The 25314-nt window shown below is 36.9% G+C and carries 32 protein-coding genes; 8 read left to right on the plus strand and 24 right to left on the minus strand.

Going from position 1 to position 25314, the window contains the following annotated elements; translation table 11 throughout:
- The first annotated feature begins 60 nt into the window (after nt 1-60).
- The 3 genes from R3D71_04440 (at nt 61) to R3D71_04450 (ending at nt 1573) form a co-directional block, all read left to right on the plus strand.
- On the plus strand, nt 61-321 hold the full coding sequence (locus R3D71_04440; GenBank protein ID MEZ5690897.1) for a hypothetical protein: 261 nt from the start codon (nt 61-63) through the stop codon (nt 319-321).
- 108 nt (nt 322-429) lie between these two features.
- On the plus strand, nt 430-1320 hold the full coding sequence (locus R3D71_04445) for a hypothetical protein (protein ID MEZ5690898.1): 891 nt from the start codon (nt 430-432) through the stop codon (nt 1318-1320).
- A gap of 22 nt (nt 1321-1342) precedes the next feature.
- Nucleotides 1343-1573 carry a hypothetical protein gene (locus R3D71_04450; protein MEZ5690899.1) on the plus strand — a complete coding sequence of 77 codons (231 nt, stop codon included), beginning with the start codon at nt 1343-1345 and terminating at the stop codon, nt 1571-1573.
- 15 nt (nt 1574-1588) lie between these two features.
- On the opposite strand, the gene fabI is transcribed toward R3D71_04450, so the two are convergent.
- The 14 genes from fabI to R3D71_04520 form a co-directional block, all read right to left on the minus strand.
- A complete protein-coding gene (gene fabI, locus R3D71_04455) occupies nt 1589-2365 on the minus strand; it encodes an enoyl-ACP reductase FabI (GenBank protein ID MEZ5690900.1) in 777 nt (258 codons plus the stop codon).
- 20 nt (nt 2366-2385) lie between these two features.
- Entirely contained in the window at nt 2386-2511 is a 126-nt protein-coding gene (gene ykgO, locus R3D71_04460) for a type B 50S ribosomal protein L36 (GenBank protein MEZ5690901.1), read from the minus strand.
- Nucleotides 2512-2580: 69 nt separating this feature from the next.
- Nucleotides 2581-4452, minus strand: a complete 1872-nt coding sequence (locus tag R3D71_04465) for a glycosyltransferase family 2 protein (protein ID MEZ5690902.1) — start codon at nt 4450-4452, stop codon at nt 2581-2583.
- Between the two features lie 75 nt (nt 4453-4527).
- Entirely contained in the window at nt 4528-5331 is an 804-nt protein-coding gene (locus R3D71_04470; protein MEZ5690903.1) for a hypothetical protein, read from the minus strand.
- 39 nt (nt 5332-5370) lie between these two features.
- Entirely contained in the window at nt 5371-5859 is a 489-nt protein-coding gene (locus R3D71_04475) for a hypothetical protein (protein MEZ5690904.1), read from the minus strand.
- A gap of 12 nt (nt 5860-5871) precedes the next feature.
- Nucleotides 5872-6360, minus strand: coding sequence for a hypothetical protein (locus tag R3D71_04480; protein MEZ5690905.1), 489 nt, complete (start codon nt 6358-6360; stop codon nt 5872-5874).
- 39 nt (nt 6361-6399) lie between these two features.
- Nucleotides 6400-6648 (minus strand): F0F1 ATP synthase subunit C, encoded by a 249-nt coding sequence (locus R3D71_04485; GenBank protein ID MEZ5690906.1) that lies wholly within the window; start codon nt 6646-6648, stop codon nt 6400-6402.
- Between the two features lie 40 nt (nt 6649-6688).
- Nucleotides 6689-7435: a F0F1 ATP synthase subunit A gene (locus R3D71_04490; GenBank protein MEZ5690907.1), complete on the minus strand. Its 747-nt coding sequence runs from the start codon at nt 7433-7435 to the stop codon at nt 6689-6691.
- The gene (locus R3D71_04495) at nt 7419-7778 is read right to left on the minus strand and encodes an AtpZ/AtpI family protein (GenBank protein MEZ5690908.1); all 360 of its coding nucleotides are present in this window, start codon (nt 7776-7778) and stop codon (nt 7419-7421) included. Before R3D71_04495 ends, R3D71_04490 begins: the two co-directional genes overlap by 17 nt.
- 76 nt (nt 7779-7854) lie before the next feature.
- Nucleotides 7855-8571, minus strand: coding sequence for a thioredoxin domain-containing protein (locus R3D71_04500; GenBank protein MEZ5690909.1), 717 nt, complete (start codon nt 8569-8571; stop codon nt 7855-7857).
- Between the two features lie 362 nt (nt 8572-8933).
- Nucleotides 8934-9461 (minus strand): DUF721 domain-containing protein, encoded by a 528-nt coding sequence (locus R3D71_04505; protein MEZ5690910.1) that lies wholly within the window; start codon nt 9459-9461, stop codon nt 8934-8936.
- Nucleotides 9442-10074, minus strand: coding sequence for a ribonuclease HII (locus R3D71_04510; GenBank protein MEZ5690911.1), 633 nt, complete (start codon nt 10072-10074; stop codon nt 9442-9444). Before R3D71_04510 ends, R3D71_04505 begins: the two co-directional genes overlap by 20 nt.
- A gap of 76 nt (nt 10075-10150) precedes the next feature.
- Complete coding sequence (locus tag R3D71_04515) at nt 10151-11824, minus strand: transglycosylase SLT domain-containing protein (GenBank protein MEZ5690912.1); 1674 nt, start codon at nt 11822-11824, stop codon at nt 10151-10153.
- Between the two features lie 98 nt (nt 11825-11922).
- Nucleotides 11923-12750, minus strand: a complete 828-nt coding sequence (locus R3D71_04520) for a uracil-DNA glycosylase (GenBank protein MEZ5690913.1) — start codon at nt 12748-12750, stop codon at nt 11923-11925.
- A 215-nt stretch (nt 12751-12965) separates the two neighbouring features.
- Here R3D71_04520 and R3D71_04525 point away from each other — a divergent pair, with 215 nt between their 5' ends.
- Entirely contained in the window at nt 12966-14594 is a 1629-nt protein-coding gene (locus tag R3D71_04525; protein MEZ5690914.1) for an electron transfer flavoprotein-ubiquinone oxidoreductase, read from the plus strand.
- Nucleotides 14595-14670: 76 nt separating this feature from the next.
- Here the strand turns inward: R3D71_04525 and R3D71_04530 are convergent, their stop codons facing one another.
- From R3D71_04530 to R3D71_04570, 9 genes are all read right to left on the minus strand, one after another.
- Entirely contained in the window at nt 14671-14979 is a 309-nt protein-coding gene (locus tag R3D71_04530; GenBank protein ID MEZ5690915.1) for a hypothetical protein, read from the minus strand.
- A gap of 151 nt (nt 14980-15130) precedes the next feature.
- The gene (locus R3D71_04535) at nt 15131-15982 is read right to left on the minus strand and encodes an ATP-binding protein (protein ID MEZ5690916.1); all 852 of its coding nucleotides are present in this window, start codon (nt 15980-15982) and stop codon (nt 15131-15133) included.
- Between the two features lie 11 nt (nt 15983-15993).
- Nucleotides 15994-16542, minus strand: coding sequence for a universal stress protein (locus R3D71_04540; GenBank protein ID MEZ5690917.1), 549 nt, complete (start codon nt 16540-16542; stop codon nt 15994-15996).
- 27 nt (nt 16543-16569) lie between these two features.
- Nucleotides 16570-17346: a TIGR02186 family protein gene (locus tag R3D71_04545; protein MEZ5690918.1), complete on the minus strand. Its 777-nt coding sequence runs from the start codon at nt 17344-17346 to the stop codon at nt 16570-16572.
- A complete protein-coding gene (locus tag R3D71_04550) occupies nt 17339-18247 on the minus strand; it encodes a sulfite exporter TauE/SafE family protein (GenBank protein ID MEZ5690919.1) in 909 nt (302 codons plus the stop codon). Before R3D71_04550 ends, R3D71_04545 begins: the two co-directional genes overlap by 8 nt.
- A 9-nt stretch (nt 18248-18256) precedes the next feature.
- Nucleotides 18257-18763 (minus strand): hypothetical protein, encoded by a 507-nt coding sequence (locus R3D71_04555; GenBank protein MEZ5690920.1) that lies wholly within the window; start codon nt 18761-18763, stop codon nt 18257-18259.
- A gap of 168 nt (nt 18764-18931) precedes the next feature.
- The gene (locus tag R3D71_04560) at nt 18932-19915 is read right to left on the minus strand and encodes a glycosyltransferase family 2 protein (protein MEZ5690921.1); all 984 of its coding nucleotides are present in this window, start codon (nt 19913-19915) and stop codon (nt 18932-18934) included.
- Nucleotides 19916-19950: 35 nt separating this feature from the next.
- Nucleotides 19951-20676, minus strand: a complete 726-nt coding sequence (locus R3D71_04565) for a hypothetical protein (GenBank protein MEZ5690922.1) — start codon at nt 20674-20676, stop codon at nt 19951-19953.
- Nucleotides 20676-21167 carry a DUF192 domain-containing protein gene (locus tag R3D71_04570; protein ID MEZ5690923.1) on the minus strand — a complete coding sequence of 164 codons (492 nt, stop codon included), beginning with the start codon at nt 21165-21167 and terminating at the stop codon, nt 20676-20678. Before R3D71_04570 ends, R3D71_04565 begins: the two co-directional genes overlap by 1 nt.
- Nucleotides 21168-21325: 158 nt before the next feature.
- Here R3D71_04570 and R3D71_04575 point away from each other — a divergent pair, with 158 nt between their 5' ends.
- Nucleotides 21326-22015, plus strand: a complete 690-nt coding sequence (locus tag R3D71_04575; protein ID MEZ5690924.1) for a hypothetical protein — start codon at nt 21326-21328, stop codon at nt 22013-22015.
- 71 nt (nt 22016-22086) lie between these two features.
- Here the strand turns inward: R3D71_04575 and R3D71_04580 are convergent, their stop codons facing one another.
- Nucleotides 22087-22845, minus strand: coding sequence for an SDR family oxidoreductase (locus R3D71_04580; protein ID MEZ5690925.1), 759 nt, complete (start codon nt 22843-22845; stop codon nt 22087-22089).
- A gap of 105 nt (nt 22846-22950) precedes the next feature.
- Between R3D71_04580 and R3D71_04585 the strand changes: the two genes are divergently transcribed.
- The 3 genes from R3D71_04585 (at nt 22951) to R3D71_04595 (ending at nt 25103) form a co-directional block, all read left to right on the plus strand.
- Entirely contained in the window at nt 22951-23661 is a 711-nt protein-coding gene (locus R3D71_04585) for a heme ABC transporter permease (GenBank protein ID MEZ5690926.1), read from the plus strand.
- Nucleotides 23662-23789: 128 nt separating this feature from the next.
- Entirely contained in the window at nt 23790-24122 is a 333-nt protein-coding gene (locus R3D71_04590; protein ID MEZ5690927.1) for a ferredoxin family protein, read from the plus strand.
- A gap of 399 nt (nt 24123-24521) precedes the next feature.
- Nucleotides 24522-25103, plus strand: a complete 582-nt coding sequence (locus R3D71_04595) for a CarD family transcriptional regulator (protein ID MEZ5690928.1) — start codon at nt 24522-24524, stop codon at nt 25101-25103.
- Nucleotides 25104-25314: the final 211 nt, after the last annotated feature.

Consider the following 25314-nt stretch of genomic DNA (forward strand, 5'->3'; position numbering starts at 1 on the left):
TTTAATATAGTCCGATATTATTCATTAATAATATTTTAATATTGAGTAAAAGGATACAAAATGTCGTATGCTAATAAATTAAAACCTCAAGCCAAAGCAAATTTTGAAGTAATTCAGAATAATGGCTCCACCACCGATAAACTTACTAGATTACATGATATTCTTTTATCGGGAGCGGTAATAGAGAATCATTCCCACGTAGAAGGTCGTGATCCTAATTTTCCAGAATACACCTTAGTGTTGAACAAGTCTGTTCCTTCTGGAAGTATCCAAGAAGTTTATGATCAAAATTCTACCAGTATTAACGATAGGCATAATTAAAAAAGTGTGATGCTAGAATCTGCATAATTGCTTTATAAAACAATGCGATATACTGTATTTTTAAAAAAGGATTATAAAAGTGTCTAAAAACGCTGTGTAAAATGCGGTTTGAGCAGCATAAAAAGCAATGGCAAATTGCGTGGTCGTAAACGGTATCGTTGCAACTTGTGCTTACATCAATGGGTTGATAAGCGCGGCAAAAAAACCGACTATAAGCGTTACTATTTAGACTGGCTGCACAAACGCCGAACACTAGCAGAAATTGCTAGCATTCTTGATATTTCCATCCCCAAGCTCACCAAGGAATTTGATGCTCTTGAGTGGGCAGAAGGATTAATTTTTCCTGCCTCAAAAGAAGCGATTAACCTGCTCATGGATGCGTCTTTCTTCGGCAGAGAATATGGCTATTTCTGTGCGCATGATGGCAGCAGAATCATTTATTACCAAGAGATCAAAACCGAATCAGTGAAGCATTTGCGTGAAGCTTTGCATGAGCTTGTGCAGGCAGGATATTGCTTCAAATCAGTGACCATTGATGGGCGCAAAGGGTTTTATGAAAACATCAGAAAAACACTTGGTGGAGTACCAATTCAAATGTGTATTTTCCATCAAAAAGCGATTGTAAGGCGATATACTGGAAATAATCCAAAGCTCCGTCCTGCAAAGGATTTGAAGGAGTTGATGGAAAAATTATGCAATACCGAACCAGAAGATTTTGTGGCTCAATTTTACGCTCTGGCAGAGCAGCACAAAGGATTCCTGAATGCCAAAAAGGGTGGAAGATTTACGCACGGAAGGACGCGTTCTGCATATAATTCCGTGCAAGAAAATCTGCACAGGCTATTTACATACAAGGAATTTCCAGAACAGAATATTCCGCCAACAACCAACCATCTAGAAGGCTTCTTCTCTCACCTCAAGGAAAGAATAAATATCCACCGTGGGTTGAAACTCCATAGAAAGAAAAAAGCTATAAAAGCTTTCCTCAATTCTTTCTAAAAAGCATCACACTTTTTTAATTATGCCTAACGATATAAATAGGAATATAGGTGTTGATTTGCAACCAAGCAAGGATAACGAGCCCAGAGATAGAATGGGCAATCGCAATCTTACTTACTCGGTATCAAGGGATAAGATTCAAAATTTGAAAGATTTAGGATTAGCAGAAGTTGTATATAGAAAAGTAGTTTCTTATAATGAAAGACTGAATGACATACAACAGGCTTCCGGCAAAGATCTAAGTGTAGTCTAATATAACCTAAAAAATCTAACCAATTATATTAAATCCACCATCTATATATATAGTTTGCCCGTTTATACTGTTCCCTACATCGTCAGAGGTTAGGTAGGCGACAGCCTTTCCTATTTGTTCTATAGTAACTAGTTGATGAGAGGGAGTTTTGGCAGCGGCAAGAGCTAGTAATTCCTCAAAATGTTTTATTCCGCCAGCGGCTCGTGTTTTTAGAGGGCCGGGTGAAATAGCGTTCACTCTTATGTTCTTTTCCCCAAGCTCCGACGCTAGGTAGCGGACGCTAGATTCAAGAGCCGCTTTTACCGGTCCCATAAGCCCATAATTTTGTACAACTTTCTCTGAGCCGTAATAACTCATGGTAAACAAACTACCACCCTCACTCATCAGCGGTTCAGCCAGTCTAGCCATACGGATGAACGAATGGCAGGAAATATCCATAGCGTTAAGGAATCCATCTTTACTAGAATCAGTGACTTTGCCATGTAAATCGTCCTTTGAAGCGAAGGCAATTGAGTGCAAAGCGGAGTGCAATATTCCCCATTTATTTTTTATTTCAGTGAATAAATATTCAAGACTACCTTCTTCATTTCCTGTTATAGTAACATCACAAGGCAGGAATATTGAGCAATTAAGATTTTTAAGGAGAGGTTCTACATAAGACTTAGCTTTATCACTCTGATAGGTAATGGCAAGTTCCGCTCCCATATCACTTAAAGCCTTAGCGCAGCCATAAGCTATAGAATGCTCATTAGCTATTCCGACAATCAGTATTTTCTTTCCTGAGAGCAGCATAAGCCTACACAATCAGCTTATTAGCCTTGACGAGCCTTAAAACGAGGATTTTTCTTATTTATGATATATACACGACCTTTGCGGCGGATAAGACGGCAATCCTTATCACGTTTTTTCGCCGACTTTAGAGAACTTAAAACTTTCATGACAATATTCCTTAATTTTCAATAGGCTGCCCTTATAGTTATTTTTATTAGTATAGTCAATAATATTTATCAGGTATGATTCATAGTTTTATAATCATTTGCTGGTGTTTTTAGCTGTTTTGACAATCCATGCGGTGTTTTCTCCCAAAAATAAGGTTTTACAATAAGTTGGTAAAGGGCTTTATAGCTAGCTATAGAGTGTAAAATTAGATAGAAAGGATAGAATAACGCCGCTATCTTATATTTAGCGGTTGATTCTTCCTTGAGTGAGACACAATAGCTTACCATAAACCAGTGGATTAGGAAGTTTGCTATAAGGTTTATTATAGATAGATTCACTAGCCATCCGCTATGTAGCAATGGTGATAATTTATGTAAATATTCAGGAAATATAATCCACGATAGAGCTATAACCCATAGCAGAGGAGCGGTAAGAAATATTAAGCTGGAAAGACCTATAAATATCTGGAAACCAATAAATCCAGTTAATCCAAGCTTCTTATATAGGGTAATTGGATTTCTCATATGCACCAACCAAGTCTGCATATAGCCTTTAATCCAGCGTGAGCGTTGTCTTATCCAAGAGGAAAGTTTAATTGGCGCTTCTTCTTCGGTATCTGAGTCAAGTAGCGAGGTTTTTAGTCCATATCCACTCAATCTAATGCCAAGATCCGCATCCTCAGTAACATTATAAGCATCCCAGTTGCCAAGATTTTTAAGAGCTTTCATGGAAATATGATTGCTCGTTCCTCCTAGAGGTATCGGAATTCCAGTTTCTTTTAGTCCATACAAAGTAACATCAAATAATATGCTATATTCCAAATTAAAGAAACAGGTAAGGAAATTATCATTATAATTATAGTAAGTAAGTCTCGCTTGTAGACATATAGTATCTTCAGGCAGTGAGGAAAAATAAGCCACAGACTTTTTAAGCTGTAGCTCATCAGGTTTATCTTCAGCGTCAAATATAGTTACGTAATCACCACGCGCGAAGTTCATTGCGTAATTACAAGCTTTTGGTTTGGTTCTCAGTGTATTTGCCGGAACGGTTATAATCTCAAAATTATATTTTGGTTTTAGAGAGATAGACTTATATATAGTCTCATAATCATCTTCCTCTAAGATAAGTTTTATATCCATTTTCTCAGGTGGATAGTCAATTAGCTCAATATTTTTTATTATCTTATTAACAGACTCCGCTTCTTTATACATAGGTACTAATAGCGTATAAACCGGAAGATTTTTTTCGTTAAGTCGCGCAAGCAGTTCTTGCCAGTTTGTTTTATCTTTTTTTCCAATGCCTTTTATAAAAATATATATACGAAACAGTAAATTAACCGCGAATATAATATTACATATAATCACGAACGTAATAATAGCCTGAACGGGAAAAATGATTACTATTCCCAGAAAAGATGCGGTTAAATATAAAAAAAATCCTCTAGCTTTTGTTGATAAAATTGAAAAAGCGCTTGCTCTTGGCTTTTTTCTCCATAGATCAAGACGGCTGTTTTCCTCTATTACTTTACCAAAAACTCGCTCTATGGTTTTTCTTATATCAACTGGTGAGGTGAAAGCTATCTCGGTGTCATTACCAAATTTGTTATAGATCCATTTTTTTGTCTCATCATTATATTCAGAGGTTACGACGGTTATTTCGCTCTCAGTTTTTCTATAGGGAATCAATCTAAATTTTATATACTCATCTATATCACTCTCAGATAGAAGTTTGTCATCAGGAGGTTCTTTTAATAGATTAATAAAAGCAAGCCCATGATAGTCAGCGAGGGATTTATATAGTTCAAGATAGCTCATTATACCTTCGGCAAGCACTATATCACCAATTCTGCTACCGGTTCTTTTTTGTATATCTATAACTCTTTCAAGCTGATTTTCTTGTATAAGCTTCCGCGCGAGTAAAACCTGTCCGATAAAATCCATTGCAAGTAACCTAAAATATAAAAACTGGCATCTTGTATAGCAATCTATATTTTAGCCCTTAGCCCCTAGTATCTATTAAAACACTTTATGGACAGCAAATATTACTCCGTCACCACCACCAGTATTTCTCCCACTTACATGGCTGAACGCGCCTAATTGCAGCGACATATTGTCTTTTACTTCATACATAGCTGATATCTGTAATTTGGTTAGGTCGTAATCATCACCTGATGAATTAGTAAACTGACTATTCTTGTTATCTGATAAGCGAAAACTATTAAACATTTGGGTAAGTATCATAGTTTTTTTATTTATTGAAAGACCTAGAGTGGAATAGAGATTTATTTGATCATTAGCTTCTCCCAACCTATGACGGTAATTAGCATCAATATTAACAAAGTGATTGAGCCCAGCATAGCCAAAACTATAACCTCCAGAAAGAGTGATGCCAGTATCAAAATCTCTGCTGCCTATAATAGGTTGGTTGGCTCTGTTCTCAGGTGAGTGGATTTTTATCATTGGTTCTACTGAAAATAACAGACCATCCTTTTCCCATATTTTTTTCCTGATAAAGAACTCGCTATCACCAATTCCCCAGTTGCTATTCCAATTACCAGATACAGAATTTTCTTGAGATACACGTTGCAAGAATAGGTTAGCCCCTATCGTCACATCATCATATAACCCATACTCAATATATGGATTAAATTCATATTTCCTGTAATCAGCAAGTGGTTGTATATTACCTGAATTATCAAAACGTCTATCGGTAAAATAATAGGAAAAATTGCTTACCAGTAAAATCTCACCACTTCTTCTTGTCCATGCTCCGGCGTAAACAATAGTAGAAAACGAACACAATACTATCGTAATAACCAAGAAAAATTTAGTTAATCTGGATTTTGTACACACCGTGTATCAGTGTATTTTCTTTTCAATATCAGAGACAATCATGTCAACTAGGCCATCACGTGATAGTTCCGTAGGGTTAGAGGCTATAACTATACGCGCCGAACCAAGAGCGATGTCTACGATACGGTTTTTAACCTCATCAATAGCTTGCTTTTCTTCCTGTTCAATTTTTTCAAGCGCGCTTTTCAGACGAGCGTCCAAATGCTCACGTAATTCCTTTTGAGCTTTATCGGTAGCCACCTCAGCATCTATACGGGCTTTAGCCAAAATCTCTTCCGCTTCTTTAGTAAAATCCTCTTGTTTCTGTTTATAAAGAGCAAGTGTTTCCTCAGCCTCTAGGCGCAGACGCTTCGCGTCTTCTAATTCTTTTTTTATTTTAGCGCTACGATCATCAAGAGCCTTAAATAATAACGAACTCACCTTTTTATATATCAATACAACAAACGCTATAAAAGCTAAACTTATCCAAAATAAAGGATTATGTGGATCAAACATTTCTATCATTCCTTAATTTATTGATGTTGCTTTCTCAAAAGCTGTTTTTAATTGGCTGTCACTAGGTGATTTGTTAGTAAGTTTTTTCACTATCAAAGATGAGAATTCCATAGCGTCAGGCGTAAGATTCTTTAGTAACTCCGTCTTCTTAGCGGAAATACTCGCCGCCGCCTTAGCTGATTGCGCCGCTATCTGTTCATCAAGAGATTTATTAGCTTCCTCAGCCCTTGTTTTACAAGAAAGTTGAGACTCAATAATCAGACTTCTTGCCGCTTGCTTTGATTTTTTTAGAGTTTCTTCATAAGAATCTCTGGCTTGCTGTGCCCGCTCTTTCATTTCCCGTGCCGCGTCTAGATCTGATTTCATAGTACCAATACGCTCATCTATCACCCCAAGCAGGCGAGGCAATATCATCTTTGATAGCAGCTGATAAAGCAGCGTAAAGGACACAAACAGCCAAAAAAGCTGTGATACAAACCATGTAGGATCTAACTGTGGCACGGGATTCTCCTATTATATACGTTAAATATAGTGCTTATACTATACAACGAATATAAGAACCATACCTACCACTAGAGCAAGTAGACCCATGAATTCCGCGAACGCCGCGCCGATAAAGGCAGGAGTCATTAGTTGGCTTTTAGCTGAAGGATTACGAGCTATACCTTCTAAAAGAGCTGCGAATATTTTACCAACCCCAAGAGCCGCGCCAAGAAAACCAAAAGCGGTAAGACCAACGCCTACAAATTTAAGACCTTCGGCAAGATGTTTGTATAATTCAGCTTCCATAATTTAATTCCTTTTTGTTAGTTATGGTTAAAAATTGATATTAATGTAAATGCAACGCGTCATTAAGATAAACGCAGGTTAAAACCGTAAATATATAAGCCTGTATAAAGGCGATCACTATCTCAAAACCTGTAAGAAACATCAGCAATGGGAACATGGTAGGTATGCCAATAGCCACACCGAATATCATTATAAGACCGGCGATAACTTTCATGGTAACGTGACCGGCCATCATATTGGCGGCAAGACGTATTGAAAGGCTTACCGGACGTGATAGGTAAGAGAAAAGTTCAATTATAAACAGTAAAGGAGCCATCCACATAGGAGTTCCCTCAGGCAAAAAGAAGTGCAGGAATTTTCCTATTCCATGCTTAAATATAGCAATCAGCGTAACCCCAACGAATATAAAAATCGCCAGCGCGAAAGTAACTATTATATGGCTGGTTACGGTAAATGAGCCCGGTATCATCCCTAGTAAGTTACAGAACAACACGAAGGTGAATATGGTAAAGACCATTGGAAAATATTTAAGACCCTCATGACCAGATGTTTCCTTTATCATATCCTTTACAAAGGAGATAAGTAATTCCCCGACATTTTGCATACGACCGGGAATCATAGCCGCCTTACGGGAAGCGGGAAGCAACAGCGTAGCAATCGCCGCTACTACTAAAAACATCCATAAAGCTGAATTGGTAAAACTAATATCATAACCTGCTACTTCAATAGGAAATAAAGATTTTATCTCAAACTGCGCTAAAGGGTTATGCTCATGTTGTTGACTCATTATTTTCTGTCGTCTCGTTCTTCTTTTGATTTTCTTCAGTTAACTGTCTATCAATTATCGCCGCGCTTCTTATCATATTCTTTACGCCTGCCGCAACACCAAAAAACAACAAAATAATCATCATTAAAGGCGTAGTGCCAAGCCAAATGTCAATAAAATATCCTAAACCAACCCCGATAATAACCCCAGCCGCTAAATCAGTAACCATCCGCATCGCTTGCGAAATATCTCTGCTTGGCGACGACCCGTTATCACTAGAATCATCAGAATTATCATTTTTGCTGAATTTATTAATTTTCGCTTGCAAATCATCAAGGGAAGGCAGGCGATCATCTTCTTTCATACAAAAACCAATATTAAAGACGGTGGCAATTTATGTACAGAGTATCCTTATGTCAAGAACAGAGTTAATATAAGGATTATTTTTTCTTCAGTGCGCTATCAATAACCGAGGATATGGCACTGATAGTTAAATCACCAGTATATGGCTTCCCAGCAATGAAAAGATACGGTGTATGAGGAACCGCTAACTCATCCATAGCTTTCTTTTTCTCTATTATAACAGCCTCTTCACGTTTTTTATCATTTACACAGTTAGCGAATTCTTCCTTATTAATTCCACCAAGAGCGGCGATTTTCTCAAGCCCAGGAAACCAACTTCCACCATCAAAAGCCCATTTGCTTTGCGAATCAAACAATACCTTATTAAATAAATAATATTTTTCCGAGCCTTGTTTTTCACCAACACACCCAACCAAGATAGCTCCTTTTAATGCCGGAAGATTTAGCGGATATTGGCGCAATATATACAGCATTTTACCAGTTTCTATATAGTTTTTCTTAAGTTCAGGCATTATTTGAGCATAAAAATGCGCGCAATGCGGACAGGAAAGAGAAGCATATTCTATCATAACCACGGGAGCGTCCTTGCTTCCCATCGTATAATCAGTAGGAAGAGGGGCGTTCTTTACCATTGAGTCATCAGTTATGACGTTGTTCTCACCACTCATAGCTGCACTAACATTTTTCGGAACATTGCTTATCTGTTCTTCGGCTTTTGCCATACTGTTTATTGATAACATCCCAGTGACTACGCTTATGGCCACAACTGAAAACGCAATAAATATCCTTTTCATCGCTATCCCTTTCTTATGTTTTAATTCTTAACTGCTTATGTATTAGGCTGCGTCCATATTAACTGCTATAACGTCACTTATGCAATGATTTTATAATCATTTTGGATAATTTTTATGTAAAGCTAGTATAAAATAGGAGCTAGGGACTAGAGATTAAGGGATTAGGGAACAAGAAGCACGACCAACAGGAAATACGGAGACAAAATATAAAAGAGGCATTAGACGTTAGGGAATGGAGTTTAGGAGACAAGAAACTCGGTAAGCCAGACCGAGTGAGCCATCAGCAATTTCCCATGTGAAAACCAGTAGATTTTTGCGGGGATAAAAAAACTATGTAATGTTTTTATTCATAAGTAGCGTGATTAGCCATGTATTAGGCTCTTAGCCATGTTATTCAGCGCATTGCGTAATTCACTATCTTCTATATTATTTATTTGATTTATGCAGGTATCATCAATTTGTGGTTTTCTATAACTTGTTTTTTTCTGAATTAGTTCGTTTTTTTCTGGTGTATAGCTGTAGGTAATTAATATTCTTGTGATAGCTTTATAACCAAAATAGGTAGCAAGCCTTTCTATTATAATCGGTTGAGCATGTTGTAGTTCAGTGGAAAAACCATTCTCCGTCGCTATATATAGAGTTCCATTGCTACGTCCGCTTGCCGGAAAAGATAATCTCTGTGGGATACAATGCTTAGATAGTGATTTCCCAACTATTACCTGCCAGTTCTCAATTATTTTTGAACCAGCAAGACCATGTTTTCTAAATGTTTTTCTAGTAAGAGGCTCAATACATACAGCCAATTTTTTTGGAAGATTATGAATAGTTTTGTAATTTTTATTATTCATCGCTCTATTATCATTATAAGGTTTAGGCAGTCTCTTCCGCATTATTACCTATAAACTTAGCGATAGGCTTATAGCTTTTGCGGTGATAATCAGTTATACCATAACGCTCTATAGCCGCCATATGCTTTTTTGTACCGTATCCAGCGTTGCTTTCCCAGCCATATTCAGGGTGAACTATAGAAAGCTCTTTCATAATCCTGTCTCTTGTTACTTTGGCGATGATACTGGCGGCGGCGATTGAAAGGCTTTTGCTATCACCGTTAATAACAGTTTTGGTAGGGTAGGGTAGGACAGGTGACTTATTACCATCAATAAGCACTAAGTTTATATTATCATTAAATTTGTTGGAAAGTTCTAAAACAGCTCGTGACATGGCTAGTTTAGTCGCTTCTAATATATTAAGAGAATCTATTTCTTTAGCGTCCGCCATGCCAACACCACTATATGAAGTGTTTAATATATGGTCGTATAGCTCTTCTCTTTTTGCTGCTTTCAATTTTTTGGAGTCATTAATTCCCGCTGGAATATTCTTTCTATCAAGTATAACAGCCGCTGCTACCACAACGCCAGCCCAAGAGCCTCTGCCAGCTTCATCAACCCCAGCGACAACACCACCGGATGATTCCATCTCAATAGATAAATCTGGCAAATACATTATATTTAGACTTCTGCTTGGTTGTTAGATAATTTATACTCGCTTTGCATAAAAATTATCTAAAATGATTATAATCCTAGCCATTATTAGCGGTTTGCTCAGATTTAGCAATATATAGTTCGGATGGAAGGTATTTTGGCCACTGATTATTCAGTAAAGCGGTTATGGTGCTATCATTTTGCTCAGAAAGCTCAGAATATATCCAGTAATTTGTCATTACCTTCATAACATAATATCGTGTTTCCCAGTAGGGAATATTTTCTATGAATAATAATGGGTCATCATTATAGTCAGTTTTTTCTTTCCATTTTTTTAGATTGCCAATACCAGCGTTATAGGAAGCGAGCATATATATAAGATTATTATCAACTATTTTGGTCTCAAGTAGTCTTTCTATATAACGCTCACCAAGAGTTATATTAACTATCGGATCCTTAAAATTTTTCTTACCATTTGTTGATGTTGAATTAGAGTAATACATTTTACTCGCTGTTTTTGGCATTAGCTGCATGAGTCCCATAGCGCCCGCCGGACTTTCCGCTGAGACGCGGAAACCAGATTCTTGATGCATTAAAGCGTAAACAAGATATGGGTTAATATTAAAGCCATTTTCTGGTTGCCATTTAGGAATAGGATATTTAAGTAAATCAAGTTTACGGTTGTCACGCTCCATATATTTCGCCATCGCAATTTGCGCTGATGGTAGTTTTAGGTATTTAGCTAGTGATAATAAACCCCATCTTTCTTCATTGCTCACGTTAAAGAATAGCGCGCGTATTTGCTTTTCAGCTCTTTCATTAAGGTCTGATTTAGCAAGAGCTATTATTCTCATTACCTCAGGATTAGCTAGTAGGTCTTTTACGTTAACTTTTACCCCGTAAATTGGCTCTCTATTAAGGTCAAGTTTTCTGCCCAATTTTTTATTGGCGAGTATACCGTAAAAATTACGAGAATTACTAGCGGCTCTTCGCAAGAAAACATCAGCTTCTTGCTTATTTCCCGCTACTATATTACTGCGATATGCCCAAAAATTAACCGCTGAATATTGCCATTTTGAAAGTTTTTTATTCTTTTTATCTTTATTTTTTTCGGTGATATTCGCTATTTTCTTGAAAGTAACGGCTGATTTACTCTTTTTGTTGTTCTTCCACTCATTAATAGCGTTTTTCCACAGTCTAGCTATTTCCTTATTGGCAAAACGTACATTCGTTGAGTTAGCGTCACCATATCCTTTAAGATGTCTGGATTCTTTTATTTTTGGTAAATCTCCAGCCCTATCAGGATATTTCCTTTTAATCAAATTAGCTATACGCTTAGCATAATAATTATCAGGATAGTTTTTTATCCATAAATCAAGTTCTGCTTTTGAACTGTTGTAATCATCGTGCAGGTAGCGTTCAGCGAGAACATCTCCTAATAAAACATCATTTGATAGCTCGGTGATAAGTTCATCAGCCTCATTCCAATTACCCTTATCTTGCTTAGAGAATATTTTCTTATATAATTTACCTTCAGAAGAGGAGACAATAAAAGGTTTTTTACTATCTTCACGAGAAGTGGTGTCATTCTTACCTTCTTGTACAACTATTTCAGCAAACTCTTTTTCAATATCATGAACAAGCGGCTGTCCCTTAAAGGCAGATAGGGAGAGAAACAGCAAAGAAGCGATGATTACAAAATCAAAGTCCCGTCCCCGTTGTGAAATAGCTAAAACTTTAGCTAATATTTTTTTAGTTTTATTTTTTAACATAGGACAACCAATTTTATATAGAAAATTGGAAGCAGGCAAGCAAAATCGTAAATAATAAGTAAATTTTTTATTGAATATTTATATAAAACAAAATGTTATTACCTTAATATGTCGTTAATTAATAACAGGTCATTCCAAACCTGTTTCTTATAAGAAGGGTTGTTATGCAGGTAAGAAGGATGATGTATTACAGAGGATTTTATCTTAATGTCCAAGTTGTTATAGCTATATTCATGTATTTTTCCTCTTAATTTTGCCACAGTCTGCTCAGTTTCTAGTAAAGCGCAAGCGCTGGTACCACCAAGTAGTATGATAAATTCAGGTTTAACTAGCTCTATATGGCGGCGGGTAAAGGGTAGGCATATTTTTATTTGCTCGGGATTTGCTTGTTTGCCACCGGGTGGTCGCCAAAATATGATATTTGTCAGGTAGGTGTTGCCACGGTCAAGACCTATAGACATAAGCATTTTATCAAACATCTTTCCGGACTTTCCAAGAAAAGGGGTGCCGACCATATCATCTTCATCGCCAGCTATATCGCCGATTACCATTATTTTCGCGTTAGGATTACCATCAGCGAATACGGTATTAGTCGCTGTTCTCTTTAGTTGACAACCTTCAAATTTATCAATTGCTTCCTTAAGCTCACTTATTGAATTACAATTCCCAGCTATCGCTACGGCCTCATTTTCCGCGTTAGTTGGTGATAAATGTAGGGTGCTTGAAGTCCCAGAGCTATTATTTACCGGCGCATTATGCTGTTTACCTAGAACTTTGGAATTATCATTACTTTCAGATAATTTTTGCGGTTTTGAAGAATTTACGGATTTACTTTTTGATATATTGAAATAATTATTGGGCAGTTCATCAACCGCCTCATCTATTCCTGCCTCAAATTGCCATTCTAGTAATGCTTTTTTATTCATAATATTCTATAATGAATCACTAATATAATATATTTTATTTTCAATAATATATTGAAAATAACTTCAATACTCGCTTCCGTCTTCACCCTAAAGGGTTATGACGAGACAAGTCACAGTGCAAAACCACCACTTTCGGTAGTGGTTTTTATAGTAGTTTCTAATTATAGAAATTATAAACTGCTATAATAGCTTATCTATACAATACAGAGGCAATTATGACAAATACTGAATCAGACAATGAAACCATGAATTATGATGTGGTTATAGTAGGGGCAGGAATTGCTGGACTTTCCGCCGCTATCCGCCTACGTCAATTATCATCTGATATTAAAGTGTGTATTTTGGAAAAAGCCTCTGAGGTTGGCGCGCATATATTGTCTGGTTGTGTTTTTGAGACAAAGGCTATTGATGAATTGCTGCCGGATTGGAAAGAGCAAGGAGCACCAATAAAAACTGCGGTAAAGAAAGATAATTTTTTGTTACTGAGCAAAGGAGGGGGGATACGCCTGCCCACACTTCCGATAATGAATAATCACGGCAACTACATAATAAGTCTAGGTAAATTATGCCGCTGGTTAAAAGAGCAGGCGGAAGCAATGGGTGTTGAGATTTTCGCTGGTTTTCCCGCCGCTAACTTGCTTATTGAGGAAGGTAGGGTTTGTGGAGTAATTACCGGTGAGTTCGGCATTGATAAGCAGGGAAATAAAAAGCCATCCTATCAGCAAGGAGTTACTATAAGGGGGAAATATACCCTGTTTGCTGAAGGATGTCGTGGTTCGCTTTCTGAAAAGCTAATGAAAGAATTTAATTTAAGAGAAAATTGTGATCCACAAACTTACGCTATTGGCATAAAGGAAATATGGGAGATAAAACCGGAAAAACATAATGAGGGTAATGTAACTCATACAGTTGGCTGGCCGCTTAGCACTGATACTTATGGCGGATCATTTATTTACCATATGGCGGATAATAAGCTGGCGGTCGGGTTTGTTATAGGTCTTGATTATGGCAATCCTTATATTGACCCATTTGGTGAATTCCAACGTTTTAAGACTCACCCGAAAATAAAACCTCTATTTGAAGGAGCAAGGCGCATTAGCTACGGGGCGAGGGCATTGAATGAAGGTGGGTTTCAGTCCATACCAAAACTAACCTTCGCCGGAGGGGCGATTATTGGCTGTGCCGCTGGTTTTATGAATGTACCGAAAATAAAAGGCAGTCATACCGCTATGAAGTCAGGGATGCTGGCAGCAGAAGCGGTATATGAAGCTGTAAAAACAGGTGATGATAAATTGCTTGATAATTATACGGATTCACTAAAGAAAAGCTGGGTGTATAAGGAGTTATATAAATCCCGTAATATCCGTCCCGCTTTCCATCAAGGGTTGCTATTTGGTTTGCTTTACTCGGCTTTTGACATGTTTGTGTTGCGTGGAAAAGCATTTTGGACTTTCAAAAATCACGCTGACAATAACCAGCTTAAAAAAGCCACTGAGTGCAAAAAAATTGATTATCCAAAACCTGATGGCAAAATTACTTTTGACAAAATGTCATCAGTATTTCTTTCCAGCACTAATCATGAGGAAGACCAACCAGCGCACCTAACCTTGAAGGATGATAGTGTGCCAGTAGAAGTAAATTTATCTGTTTATGATGCTCCTGAGCAGAGATATTGTCCAGCAAGCGTCTATGAGATAGTGGAGGAAGAAACAGGAAACCCAAAATTGCGGATTAACGCCCAGAATTGCTTACATTGCAAAACCTGTGATATAAAAGACCCAACCCAGAATATAGTCTGGACTACTCCCGAAGGCGGCGGTGGCCCTAACTATACTGAGATGTAGGAAGTAAAGTATCAGATGTTACTAGATACCTCATCCTGCGCAGCTTAACGACTCACAAGATTACGGTATTTTTTGCTTAACGCTTGTTTGCTTTTCCAGCATTTATATTTGGCAAACTGGTGTTTAGATTTCCTTCGTTCTCATAACCAACTCTATTTATATCATCAACAGCATTTTGCATGTGTCTTTTAGCTGCATCCGATACCTCACCGATACCATTTCTTGCAAAAGCCTCTTTAATTGATTCAACAGCTTTTTCTGGTGACGCATAAGGTACTATGTTCCGTTCACTATTTTTTCCCGTAAGTCTTTCATAGTCATCCATAGCTTGCTGCAAAGAATTCGTCCTTTGCTCAACTAGATTATTTTTAGTTTCTTCGTTCATAATTCTCTCCTAATTATCTTTAATAATCAACTAAATCCACTATCGCCATAAATCTACCATTATCGCTATATTTATAAAAGTTAAGGTTATATGACAATTGATTTATAGATGATTTTTATAAATTATTTATTGTATATCAATATATTATTTATTATATCTTCTTACCGCTTCTACCGGCTAGGTCATATATAAATTGTTGGGCAACCCTGCCGCTACGCGCTCCTCTGGTCATCGCCCATTCAAGCGCCTGTTTTTTTAGGTCATCATGGTCTATTTTTATATCATAATAATCGCTGTAAGCCTCAACCATAGCAAGATAAGCATCCTGCGAGCAGGAGTGAAAACCAAGCCAGATACCAAAGCGGTCAGATAGAGAGATTTTCTCCTCTATAACATCACTACCATGAATCGCGTTCTTTTTTTCATTTTCTATCATCTCCCGTGCCATCAGATGACGACGGTTAGAGGTAGCGTAAAATAAGATATGGGCTGGCTGCCCCTCTATATTTCCCTCAAGAGCTGATTTTAGAGATTTATAGCTATTATCATTAGTGTCAAAAGACAGATCATCACAAAAAATTATAAAGCGTCTTATCACCCAACCACGCAGAATTTTAATAAGCTCATGCAAGCTTCCTATATCCTCACGACCTATTTCTACCAACACAACACTATGAGGATTTTCTTTATTGATATGAGAATGTACAGCTTTTATCAGCGAGCTTTTTCCCATACCTCTTGCCCCCCATAGCAAAACATTGTTAGCGGGAAAACCATTAGCGAATTGTTTGGTATTGGCGAGCAATGTTTCCTTTTGCTCATCAATATTCTTAAGTAACTCTAGCTCTAACGACTCTGGATATTGGACAGGTTCTAACTCTTTTTCCTGTGCGTTCCAGATATAAGCATCAGCATTTTTAATATCAGATAGCGGTTTATTTTTAGGAAGTGCCGCCTCTAGCGCGCTTGCGATGCGCTGTAACATTTTTATCGCGTCCTGCATCTATAAAGTCTTTACACAAGGGTTGAAAGCTGTTGGTCGGTAAGATTACCTGGCACCATAAGTATCGGAATAAGCAGATTATCACCAAGCTGACTAGCTAGCCACGCCGAAAGTTTACCTTTCCCCGATTGCTGACTATGAGTTATTCCAATAACTAATATTATTATGTTAGGATCGTTCATAGCGGTCTCAACTATTTTATCACCGGCTGATCCTTCCAGCAGCAATAACGTTGGGTTAATGCCAAAATTATCCTGTGCTTCCTTACTCATTTTTGAAAGAAGTTCCTGACCTTCCTGTAAACGTTCTGTTCGCATATGGTCTGATACTGAACCAAGTGTCTGAAAATCAACCGGTGGGACAACATGCAACAATGTTATTTGACCAGTCTTACTTATCGCTTTCATACAAGCTAGCCGCAGCGCCACTTTGCATTCCTCCCTACCATCAACACAAACAAGATAACGTCTACTAGCCGCTGTTTTTACCTGCTGTAGCATATGTTTTTCTTCTGGATTTTGTGCTTCATTAACTAGATCATTTTGCTCATCGTTAGTCATTTATTCCTCCTGCTTGTATAATTTATATTAGCTTCTTCTCTCAAAAACCCGTCCTGCCAGCCATCCCGCTCCTAGCGCTATGATAATAGACACAATTCCATACAAAGCGGGTGAGAGGTGAGCGAAGTTATATATAAAGGCGTCCAAACCGCTTTTTTCTACTTTTATCGGTGTTGATTGCATGCCGATTACCTTACCATCCCTGAGTAAATATATTTCAGCCGTATATTTACCAGGTGGTATATTATCAGAAAAATTTATGACGGTTTTGAATAAAGTCTCTCCCATAAAACCAATCTTATCGTCTTGTGCCGTATAGACCTTTCTTTTTTTCTGGTATTCTAAGAATGCTTTTTTGAACTCTTGAAAATACGGGTTTTTTAGTCTGCTCTCCGACGCTGGTATTATGTTATTATCTCCTATACCCAACTGCTCAAATATAACAGATTTATTTATTTCAGATAAAGGTTTACTGCTTGCTATGGAGTAAAAATTTGGCACGTGATAAAATTTCATTTTTTTCCTATTGACCCATACTCCGGCGATCTCTTCTTTTTTGCGTATTATATAATTTCTATTCTCACCACGTATTGCCACAACAATATCACCATTTCCAACTCTAGCTCCAAATAGAAATATACGTGTACCATTAAAACTTGAATCAATAGCTATGTGATAGTTAGATAGGTCAGCTATTAATGGTGTAGCCCGTACAGGATATATGGAAATCCATATAGTAATAAAAAAGAATACCATAAATGTTAGAAACTGACATTTGTATATATATCTTATGGTGCTACTCATTTATAAGACTCACGCTGTAAATGTTGCTTGGCACAGCGAATAAAGTAAAGCCAAGCTTTATGGCAACAGCGAGAACGATAGCCGCAAGCATCGCCCTTAAATACTCACCCGGTATTTTTTCACCGATTCTAATCCCAAATTGCACACCAAAAACTGAACCGGTAAGCAAGAGAATAGCTAGAAGCAAGTCAACCGTATGGGTGGTTATAGCTTGTAGGAACGTCACATTAGCGGTGACCAACGTAATCTGCAACAGTGAGGTGCCAACAATAACACTTGCTGGCATTCCTAGTAAATATATCATTGCCGGTATTAAAAAGAACCCGCCACCAATTCCCATAAGAGATACCATAATTCCAACAAATACACCGATAGATATTGGCATTATAATGCTAATGGTGCGTTTTGAACGTGGAAAATTAACCTTGAAAGGAAGTCTCTCCGCAAGCAATATACGGTCTTTATTTTTAGTTTTTCTAGTTATTTTGAATATAGAGCGAAAGCTCTCCATAGCCATCATTAAACCAATTATGCTAAGGAAAGTAACATATGTAACTGATATTATTAGATCTATATGACCGAGATGTTTAAGCCATCTAAATAACCCAACACCAAGAGTTGAGCCAATCATACCACCTATTAATAAATAACTCCCCATTTTGAAATCAACATTATTTTTTTTCCAATGTGACAGGAAGCCAGACACTGAAGACGCTACCATCTGGTTAGCGACCGTTGATACTGAGACACTAGGAGGAACTCCAATAAAAATAAGTAGCGGTGTCATTAAAAAACCACCGCCAACTCCAAACATACCAGAAAGCAAACCAGTAAGTCCACCAAGACCGAGAAGTAAGAATATATTTGCTGATAGTTCTGCTATGGGAAGGTATATATTCATTTTACGTCACTAATATATAGCAAGATAGTTATTCATATATTTAGATATGTTTTCTTCCATTTTATCATTGACCATGCTCATAGATTTATTAAGAAGACTCATATAGGCGTTGGTTCGTTCTATAACATTATAGCTTGCTGGTATAGTCATAGAATTACTGACATTAGCTATAGCGTTAGCGTCAGAAATCGCGCCCCCACCGTAAACTCTTAGCTCTACCTCTATTTTTATTTCGTATATGCTGTCATTATTCTTAAAGGCGGCGCTAATACCTTTTTCCTTTGGTTTCTTTATTTCAGTAGCGGATGCTTTGTGTATCATTACCTGTAACAAATCATCCTTACCAGCCGCGTTTAGGCGACTATTAGCCCATGTTTTTATCGCCATCGTTGGTGAATATGGCATCTCATACTCTAAGTTAGAGTTCTTATCAGGCGTGTATGAGTCTACTATCTCAATATGTTTTACATTAAAGTTAATCGGTGGATAACCAGAAAAACTATTAATATTGGTCACTTTAGTATCACGTTGAGCACACGCGCTCAGGCAAATAATACCAATTAATACAAACGATAAATTAATGATTCTGCTCATAATAAAAATTTCATATAGAAATTGATAAATACTATAGAGAGTATTCCCAATAGCTGACTACATCAACTATAGCGACTATGCTATGTATATCTATTTTTTAGGTAAAATGGAAGGGTAATCAATACGACCACCTTTAATTTCTTCAGCGAAATATAAAGGTCTTCTTTTACTTTCCCGTAATATCCTGCTTATATACTCTGATATTATGGCAAGAAAGGCGAATAACAAGCAAAATAGAGTGTTTATTAAAACAACTAGCGATGTCCAACCATTAGCTATCTCCGCTGTATTGCCGGCGAGTATCTTATAGAGTATTACATAAATTGTAAGTAAGAAGGCTGATATAGAGATACCAACGCACATAAGAGAAATATAGCGTAGTGGCCTATCAGAAAAAGAGATTATAGCGTCAAGCGCCGCCTCTATAAGTCGTGGGTAATTATATTTTGTCTCACCGGCGAATCGTGGCTCTCTTTCATAAAGAACAGTAGCGTTCCTGAATCCAACATAAGCGTATATCATTTTCATATAACGCACATTATCTTTAACGCTTATAACAGCGTCTACAACCTTTCTTCGCATTACTCTATAGTCGCCAACAGTGTCAGGAATAGCAAGTCCTGTCATTCTTTGCGCTAAACGATAAAACATTTTAGACGTACGTTTTTTAAGCCAACTTTCTTTCTTACGGACGGTATGTTGAGCGGAAACTATGTCATAACCAGAATCTAGTTTTGTAACAAGTTCCGGTATGAGTGATGGTGGATCTTGGAGGTCAGAGTCTAGCATAACCACTATCTCACCGTTTGAATGTTCAAGACCAGCGGTAACCGCTGCTTCTTTTCCAAAATTACGGGAAAATCTAATAAGTCGGATGTTAGTATTGTTTTTTTGATAGGTGGATATTTTTTCTACTGTGCCATCTTTAGAGCCATCATCTATTAGGAGTAACTCATAATTTGGGAAATGCTCATCCAGCACCTTTATTGTTTGCTCAATAAATTCTCCAATGGCTTCTTCCTCGTTATAGCAAGGAGAAATTACCGAAATTAAAATATCTTTATGTATACTCATAAATATTTGTTTATACAAAAAAATTAAATATATAATTAATTTTTTGTAATTTTATCTAGGTAATCGCTATGAGAATTATCATTATTATTTGATTTATCGCTAGGTGAATTCAGTATGACCGGTTTCTTCTTGAAAATAGGATGCACTACCACGTCACCAACATTAACAGAAAACTTACTATATATACCGCCATTTAAGAATAGAAAAGCCAGAGTTTTATCCTTTGGATATATATTTTCCTCAAGATTCGCCAAAACTATATTAGGAACGATTTGTCGTATGATACCTGTCTGGTCAATAAATAATATATCAACGGGAGAGTATCTTCCCGTATTTACCACCGGTTCAATTGAAGGCTCATTAAATACTAACATAATTCCTGATTCCTCAGAAAAATTGCTCAGATTAAACCAGCCGCTATTTTTATAGAAGTCATAAGCATTACGCATTTCCACATCAAACACCAAAGGCTCTATCTTTGGTCGTATGATTTTGTTTGTATCATCTTTTCGCCATGGCATTGCCTCTTTAGGATTTTGAGTAACTGGCATAGATTTTCTTAATATTGTCACTTGGGTACGCTGATAATCAAATGCGGCGTTATTTTTTTTGTATATAATATTCCCAGTATTTATTTTCGCGTTTCTATTTACGGTAGGAGCATTGTTTTTATTTATAATTTCTTCTGCGGCAAAAGAAACACGACCAGTAAATAATATTAAAGATAATGCAGTAATTATAATATATACAGAGAGTTTCATTATTCAAAAACCTTATAAATTACTTTGTCACCGATACTTATACCATTTTTTTTCACGTCTCCAGCGTTTAATTCTAGTACGGCGCGTGCTGGTATATTTCCCGAGCTTATTATATCCAAAGAATTGGGTGTTGTGTTTTCCGCAATATAAACGATTTTTCCAGAATTATCTATAAATAACATATCAAGAGATATGTAAGTATTCTTCATCCACATATATATTTTTTGTTCTTTGTTAAAAAGGAATAGCATACCATTATCTTTTGGCAGATTTTTCCTGTACATGAGCCCAATTTCTAATTGTTTTATCGTAGAGGCTATCTCAACCTTATATTCTTTCTTACCATTTTTGGTTGCGATAAATATTTGTTCTTTATTAAATGATACTTCATCCGAGGTTAATTTTTGCTCGGCATGTGTAATATAGGAAAAACTCGTATATAAACCAGTCAGCAATATAGCCAATATTATTATTAAACCACTATTTTTCATATAATGCCTACTTTATTACAGTTTTGTGAATTTTGTTATATGGTTGTGGATATTATCCTAAAAATTCTCTATAATATATAGTAATTAATTATTTTGTTAAATTTTATATTATATCGGAGATAGTAATGCCCGGCTTTCATAACTACCGAAGTAAGAAGATGACACAGAAAAAAACCTCAAAAGAGGTTATGCGTGAGGCCATTAAAAAAGATGGTAAAATAACTCCTGAAACCTTCAAGAAACTTATGGATATGAAGATTTCTGAAGCAAAAGCCAGAATAGCTAGTGGAGAAGGTCATAAGTTTAGCATGGGAGGTCAACTATCGCAAAACCGTAAAAGGTCAAAATCAGCCGAGAAAACTATGGAATTAATGGCGATGATGGAACTTGAAAAGGAAATGAAGAAGGAAAGGAAGAGGGTAGAGATAGAAGTTAGAGGGTTTATTAATGGTAGAATAAATAAAAAAGGTGATATTTCTGATCAAATGGGAAATGTGGTCGCTAAAGTTAATCTTAAGAATGGAATGATAACCACCATATATGGACAGATGGTTGGTCAGTATAAACCAAAATCATATCCAGTTGTCTCAAAAATAGTGGATATAATAAACAAAAATAGTCCATATCTAGCTAATCAAAGAAAGGCTGAGGAGGCAAGAAAGGCGGGAGGCAATATACATGGTCCAGCGACCCCGCAAGGGGTAAATGTATGGAGTAGTACAGGTACGGATGTGTGGGGGAATTCCTCATCAACCAACGCTTGGGGCGTAAAGACTGACGCTTGGGGTAGAACATTATCTGATTCTTGGGGTAATCAGCAGCTTGACGCTTGGGGTAATCAGATATAAAGACCAATAGACAATAGAAAAGGAAATATTAGTGTTTACACTCAACCTGAAATCCTAGTTCCCAATCTATATTACTTGTTTCTATTTACTGCGAATGGAGAAAACGCCTGATTAGTAGGCATGATTTCTACTCTATTTATGTTTACATGTTGTGGTCTTGATATTGTCCAGAGTATAGTCTGTGCTATATCCTCAGCGCTAAGTGGTTTCATGCCTTTATAGACATTATCCGCTTTCTGTCTGTCACCAGCAAAACGTACCATTGAGAACTCAGTTTCCGCCATACCTGGTTCTATATTTGTCACTCTGATATTTTTTCCAAGAAGATCGGATCTTAAATTAAGAGAAAGCTGAGTTACAAAAGCCTTAGTAGCTCCATAGACATTACCACCCGGATATGGATAAGTTCCTGCTATTGAACTTACATTTATTATATGACCATTATTTTTCTCAATCATTCCTCGTAGTAATAATTTTGTACAATATAGAACTCCCATAATATTGGTTTGGATCATTTGCTCCATATCATCATCATTTTGTTCGTTAAAAGGCGCAAGACCAAGAGCTAGCCCCGCGTTATTTACAAGAGTATTAACATCAGAAAAATCAGCTGGTAGATTTTTTATGACATTATTTACCTCATCTCTATCTCGTACATCCATTACTGCGGTATATAGATTATCACCGAGTTTTTTCCGAAGCTCTTCTAACCTATCTTCCCTACGTCCTGTTGCGATTACTTTCGCACCATTTTTTGTAAACAACTCAGCGCATGCCAACCCAAATCCAGCGGTGGCTCCAGTAATAAATATCGTTTTTCCAGACAGCATGATAAAACACCTCTATAATTATGTGGTTATATAACCAGTTTTAATGTTTGAAAGTTTGATTCACAAGTTATAAATAAACATATAAACACCAATCAGGATTGAAACATGTTTCATAGTTTAGCGAACCCAGCCCGTTTTATAAGGATTACAGATAAATTATTTCCATTATTGTCAGTATTACTTTTTTTCTTACTGATATTTGGACTTGCGGAAGCCCTAATCATATCTCCTTCCGATTGGCAGCAAGGGGAAACTGTGCGGATTATGTATGTACATGTTCCAGCGGCATGGCTTGCGCTTATGGTATATAGTATTATGGCGTTCTCATCAGCCGGATTTCTGATATGGCGGCACCCGCTTGCTGATATAGCCGCCCGTTCTAGCGCTCCTCTTGGCGCGGCTTTTACGTTGATAGCTCTTATAACTGGCTCTATATGGGGAAAACCAATGTGGGGAACATGGTGGGAGTGGGAAGCACGGCTTACTTCGGTTTTGGTGCTATTTTTTATGTATATAGGCTATATCGCTCTTTCTGATAGTTACGCTACTCAAGAAAAAGGTAAAAAAATATGCGCTATCATGGCGTTAGTAGGTTTTGTCAATATACCAATCATCCATTTTTCAGTTGAATGGTGGAATACACTGCATCAGCCAGCTAGTGTGATAAGGCAGGAGGGTAACGCGATAGACCCGTCGATGCGTCTTCCTCTTTACTCAATGGCTTTATCGTTTGTTCTAATATATTTTTTGCTGGTTTCAATGCGGATCAAAACAATGGTAATTAAGCAGAAAATAAGAAGATTAAGATTCAGGTAAATAGCGTTCATAATATATATTCTTTAGGCAATAAAAAGCTGGACAAGCCAGTTTTGTCTATTGTAGTAGTAATTTTTTGTTGCTATTTAGCGAATAGCTTTGCTACCTAACATTATTTGGAGACCATCATGGCTTTTGTTGTAACCGATGCCTGTATTAAGTGTAAATATACTGACTGTGTTGAGGTGTGTCCGGTTGACTGCTTCTACGAGGGAGAGAACATGCTGGTCATTAATCCTGACGAGTGTATTGATTGTGGTGTTTGTGAACCTGAATGCCCAGCGGAGGCTATTTCTCCAGAATCTGACGAGCTACTTAATTGGCTGGAAATAAATCGTGAATATTCAGTCAAATGGCCTAATATAACCGCGAAAAAGGATCCATTACCAGATGCTGATGCCTTAAAAAGTGAAACTGGTAAATATGAAAAATATTTTAGCAAAAATCCAGGTGATAATTAATTGCTTAATATATTGAATATTAGTAATTATTTTATATTTCCTAGTATTTTAGATAAATTAATAATAAATACTTTATTCTTCCTTAATAATATGTTACAATAAACACCGTTTTAAGTTTTCTGTTACGATTTGTAGTAGTAATTAACCTATGGTATACCATATATTGTGTCTGATTAGTTGAGATTTGCCGCAGTTAGGGTTGTATTAGTTAAACTGGTCTTATCATGACCGCATAATTATTGGGAATAAATTTTTATGGCTGAGAAGAATTTGAAAAAGAAAGTTATAAGCATTAACAGCAAAAAAGATAAGAAAGTTAAACCAGTGGCAAAATCTAAAAAGTCTACGGTCATTACCAAAAAAAGTTCTGTTAAGAAAACTTCCGCTAAAGTAACTCCAATTACAGCGGCGGTTAAGAAAAGTACGTCTAAGGATAATTCAGCGAAGAATCTTTATAAAATTGGTAACCACGTGGTCTATCCTACTCATGGTGTCGGTAAAATTATGGCGGAAGAAACCCAGCAAATAGCAGGTACGGAGCTTCGTCTTTTAGTTATCTCATTTGAAAAAGATAAAATGACCCTGAGAGTTCCTATGGCAAGGGCTGCGTCCGCTGGTCTTCGTCCGGTAAGTAGCGCTGAGGAAATTAAGAAGGTTATTGTTACTCTGAAAAGTAAAGCACGTACAAGTCGTGGTATGTGGTCACGCAGGGCACAGGAATATGAGACAAAGATTAATTCTGGAAATCTTAACCTAATAGCTGAAGTCGTAAGAGATCTTCATCAAAATGTTGACCAGTCAGAGCGTTCTTACAGCGAGCGTATGATCTATGAATCAGCTCTTTCTCGTCTTGTTGGTGAAATTGCCGCTTGTGATGGTGTTGATTATAAAGAGGCTAATGACAAAATTATGAAGCTTCTTCGCTCTAAAGCTTCTTCTAATAAAGCTGTCTCTCCTGAGGAAGTTAAAGAAGCGGCTTAATATAGTAATTGTTTATTAAGTTATAATAATTATAAATAACTCTGCATAGCTATTATCTTCCAGTTATTTGTGAAGCTGTTTTGCTGCGCTATAAACTATAGATAGACTATACCTATTTTGGATAATTTTTATCCAAAATAGGTATGAAATAGATAGTAGGGACTAGGAAATTAAGGAATAAGAAGTACGACCAGTAGGTCGTGCGAGCCAT

The sequence above is a fragment of the Rickettsiales bacterium genome (genome assembly GCA_041396965.1).
Lineage (GTDB): Bacteria > Pseudomonadota > Alphaproteobacteria > Rickettsiales > SXRF01 > SXRF01.

What these genes read in the sequence shown, in the direction of transcription:
- R3D71_04440 (MEZ5690897.1), top strand. Translation starts at nt 61, where the DNA reads ATGTCGTATGCTAATAAATTAAAACCTCAAGCCAAAGCAAATTTTGAA.
- R3D71_04450 (MEZ5690899.1), top strand. Translation starts at nt 1,343, where the DNA reads ATGCCTAACGATATAAATAGGAATATAGGTGTTGATTTGCAACCAAGC.
- fabI (MEZ5690900.1), bottom strand. Translation starts at nt 2,365, where the DNA reads ATGCTGCTCTCAGGAAAGAAAATACTGATTGTCGGAATAGCTAATGAG.
- ykgO (MEZ5690901.1), bottom strand. Translation starts at nt 2,511, where the DNA reads ATGAAAGTTTTAAGTTCTCTAAAGTCGGCGAAAAAACGTGATAAGGAT.
- R3D71_04465 (MEZ5690902.1), bottom strand. Translation starts at nt 4,452, where the DNA reads ATGGATTTTATCGGACAGGTTTTACTCGCGCGGAAGCTTATACAAGAA.
- R3D71_04475 (MEZ5690904.1), bottom strand. Translation starts at nt 5,859, where the DNA reads ATGTTTGATCCACATAATCCTTTATTTTGGATAAGTTTAGCTTTTATA.
- R3D71_04485 (MEZ5690906.1), bottom strand. Translation starts at nt 6,648, where the DNA reads ATGGAAGCTGAATTATACAAACATCTTGCCGAAGGTCTTAAATTTGTA.
- R3D71_04490 (MEZ5690907.1), bottom strand. Translation starts at nt 7,435, where the DNA reads ATGAGTCAACAACATGAGCATAACCCTTTAGCGCAGTTTGAGATAAAA.
- R3D71_04495 (MEZ5690908.1), bottom strand. Translation starts at nt 7,778, where the DNA reads ATGAAAGAAGATGATCGCCTGCCTTCCCTTGATGATTTGCAAGCGAAA.
- R3D71_04500 (MEZ5690909.1), bottom strand. Translation starts at nt 8,571, where the DNA reads ATGAAAAGGATATTTATTGCGTTTTCAGTTGTGGCCATAAGCGTAGTC.
- R3D71_04505 (MEZ5690910.1), bottom strand. Translation starts at nt 9,461, where the DNA reads ATGCGGAAGAGACTGCCTAAACCTTATAATGATAATAGAGCGATGAAT.
- R3D71_04510 (MEZ5690911.1), bottom strand. Translation starts at nt 10,074, where the DNA reads ATGTATTTGCCAGATTTATCTATTGAGATGGAATCATCCGGTGGTGTT.
- R3D71_04515 (MEZ5690912.1), bottom strand. Translation starts at nt 11,824, where the DNA reads ATGTTAAAAAATAAAACTAAAAAAATATTAGCTAAAGTTTTAGCTATT.
- R3D71_04520 (MEZ5690913.1), bottom strand. Translation starts at nt 12,750, where the DNA reads ATGAATAAAAAAGCATTACTAGAATGGCAATTTGAGGCAGGAATAGAT.
- R3D71_04525 (MEZ5690914.1), top strand. Translation starts at nt 12,966, where the DNA reads ATGACAAATACTGAATCAGACAATGAAACCATGAATTATGATGTGGTT.
- R3D71_04530 (MEZ5690915.1), bottom strand. Translation starts at nt 14,979, where the DNA reads ATGAACGAAGAAACTAAAAATAATCTAGTTGAGCAAAGGACGAATTCT.
- R3D71_04535 (MEZ5690916.1), bottom strand. Translation starts at nt 15,982, where the DNA reads ATGCAGGACGCGATAAAAATGTTACAGCGCATCGCAAGCGCGCTAGAG.
- R3D71_04540 (MEZ5690917.1), bottom strand. Translation starts at nt 16,542, where the DNA reads ATGACTAACGATGAGCAAAATGATCTAGTTAATGAAGCACAAAATCCA.
- R3D71_04545 (MEZ5690918.1), bottom strand. Translation starts at nt 17,346, where the DNA reads ATGAGTAGCACCATAAGATATATATACAAATGTCAGTTTCTAACATTT.
- R3D71_04550 (MEZ5690919.1), bottom strand. Translation starts at nt 18,247, where the DNA reads ATGAATATATACCTTCCCATAGCAGAACTATCAGCAAATATATTCTTA.
- R3D71_04560 (MEZ5690921.1), bottom strand. Translation starts at nt 19,915, where the DNA reads ATGAGTATACATAAAGATATTTTAATTTCGGTAATTTCTCCTTGCTAT.
- R3D71_04565 (MEZ5690922.1), bottom strand. Translation starts at nt 20,676, where the DNA reads ATGAAACTCTCTGTATATATTATAATTACTGCATTATCTTTAATATTA.
- R3D71_04570 (MEZ5690923.1), bottom strand. Translation starts at nt 21,167, where the DNA reads ATGAAAAATAGTGGTTTAATAATAATATTGGCTATATTGCTGACTGGT.
- R3D71_04575 (MEZ5690924.1), top strand. Translation starts at nt 21,326, where the DNA reads ATGACACAGAAAAAAACCTCAAAAGAGGTTATGCGTGAGGCCATTAAA.
- R3D71_04580 (MEZ5690925.1), bottom strand. Translation starts at nt 22,845, where the DNA reads ATGCTGTCTGGAAAAACGATATTTATTACTGGAGCCACCGCTGGATTT.
- R3D71_04585 (MEZ5690926.1), top strand. Translation starts at nt 22,951, where the DNA reads ATGTTTCATAGTTTAGCGAACCCAGCCCGTTTTATAAGGATTACAGAT.
- R3D71_04590 (MEZ5690927.1), top strand. Translation starts at nt 23,790, where the DNA reads ATGGCTTTTGTTGTAACCGATGCCTGTATTAAGTGTAAATATACTGAC.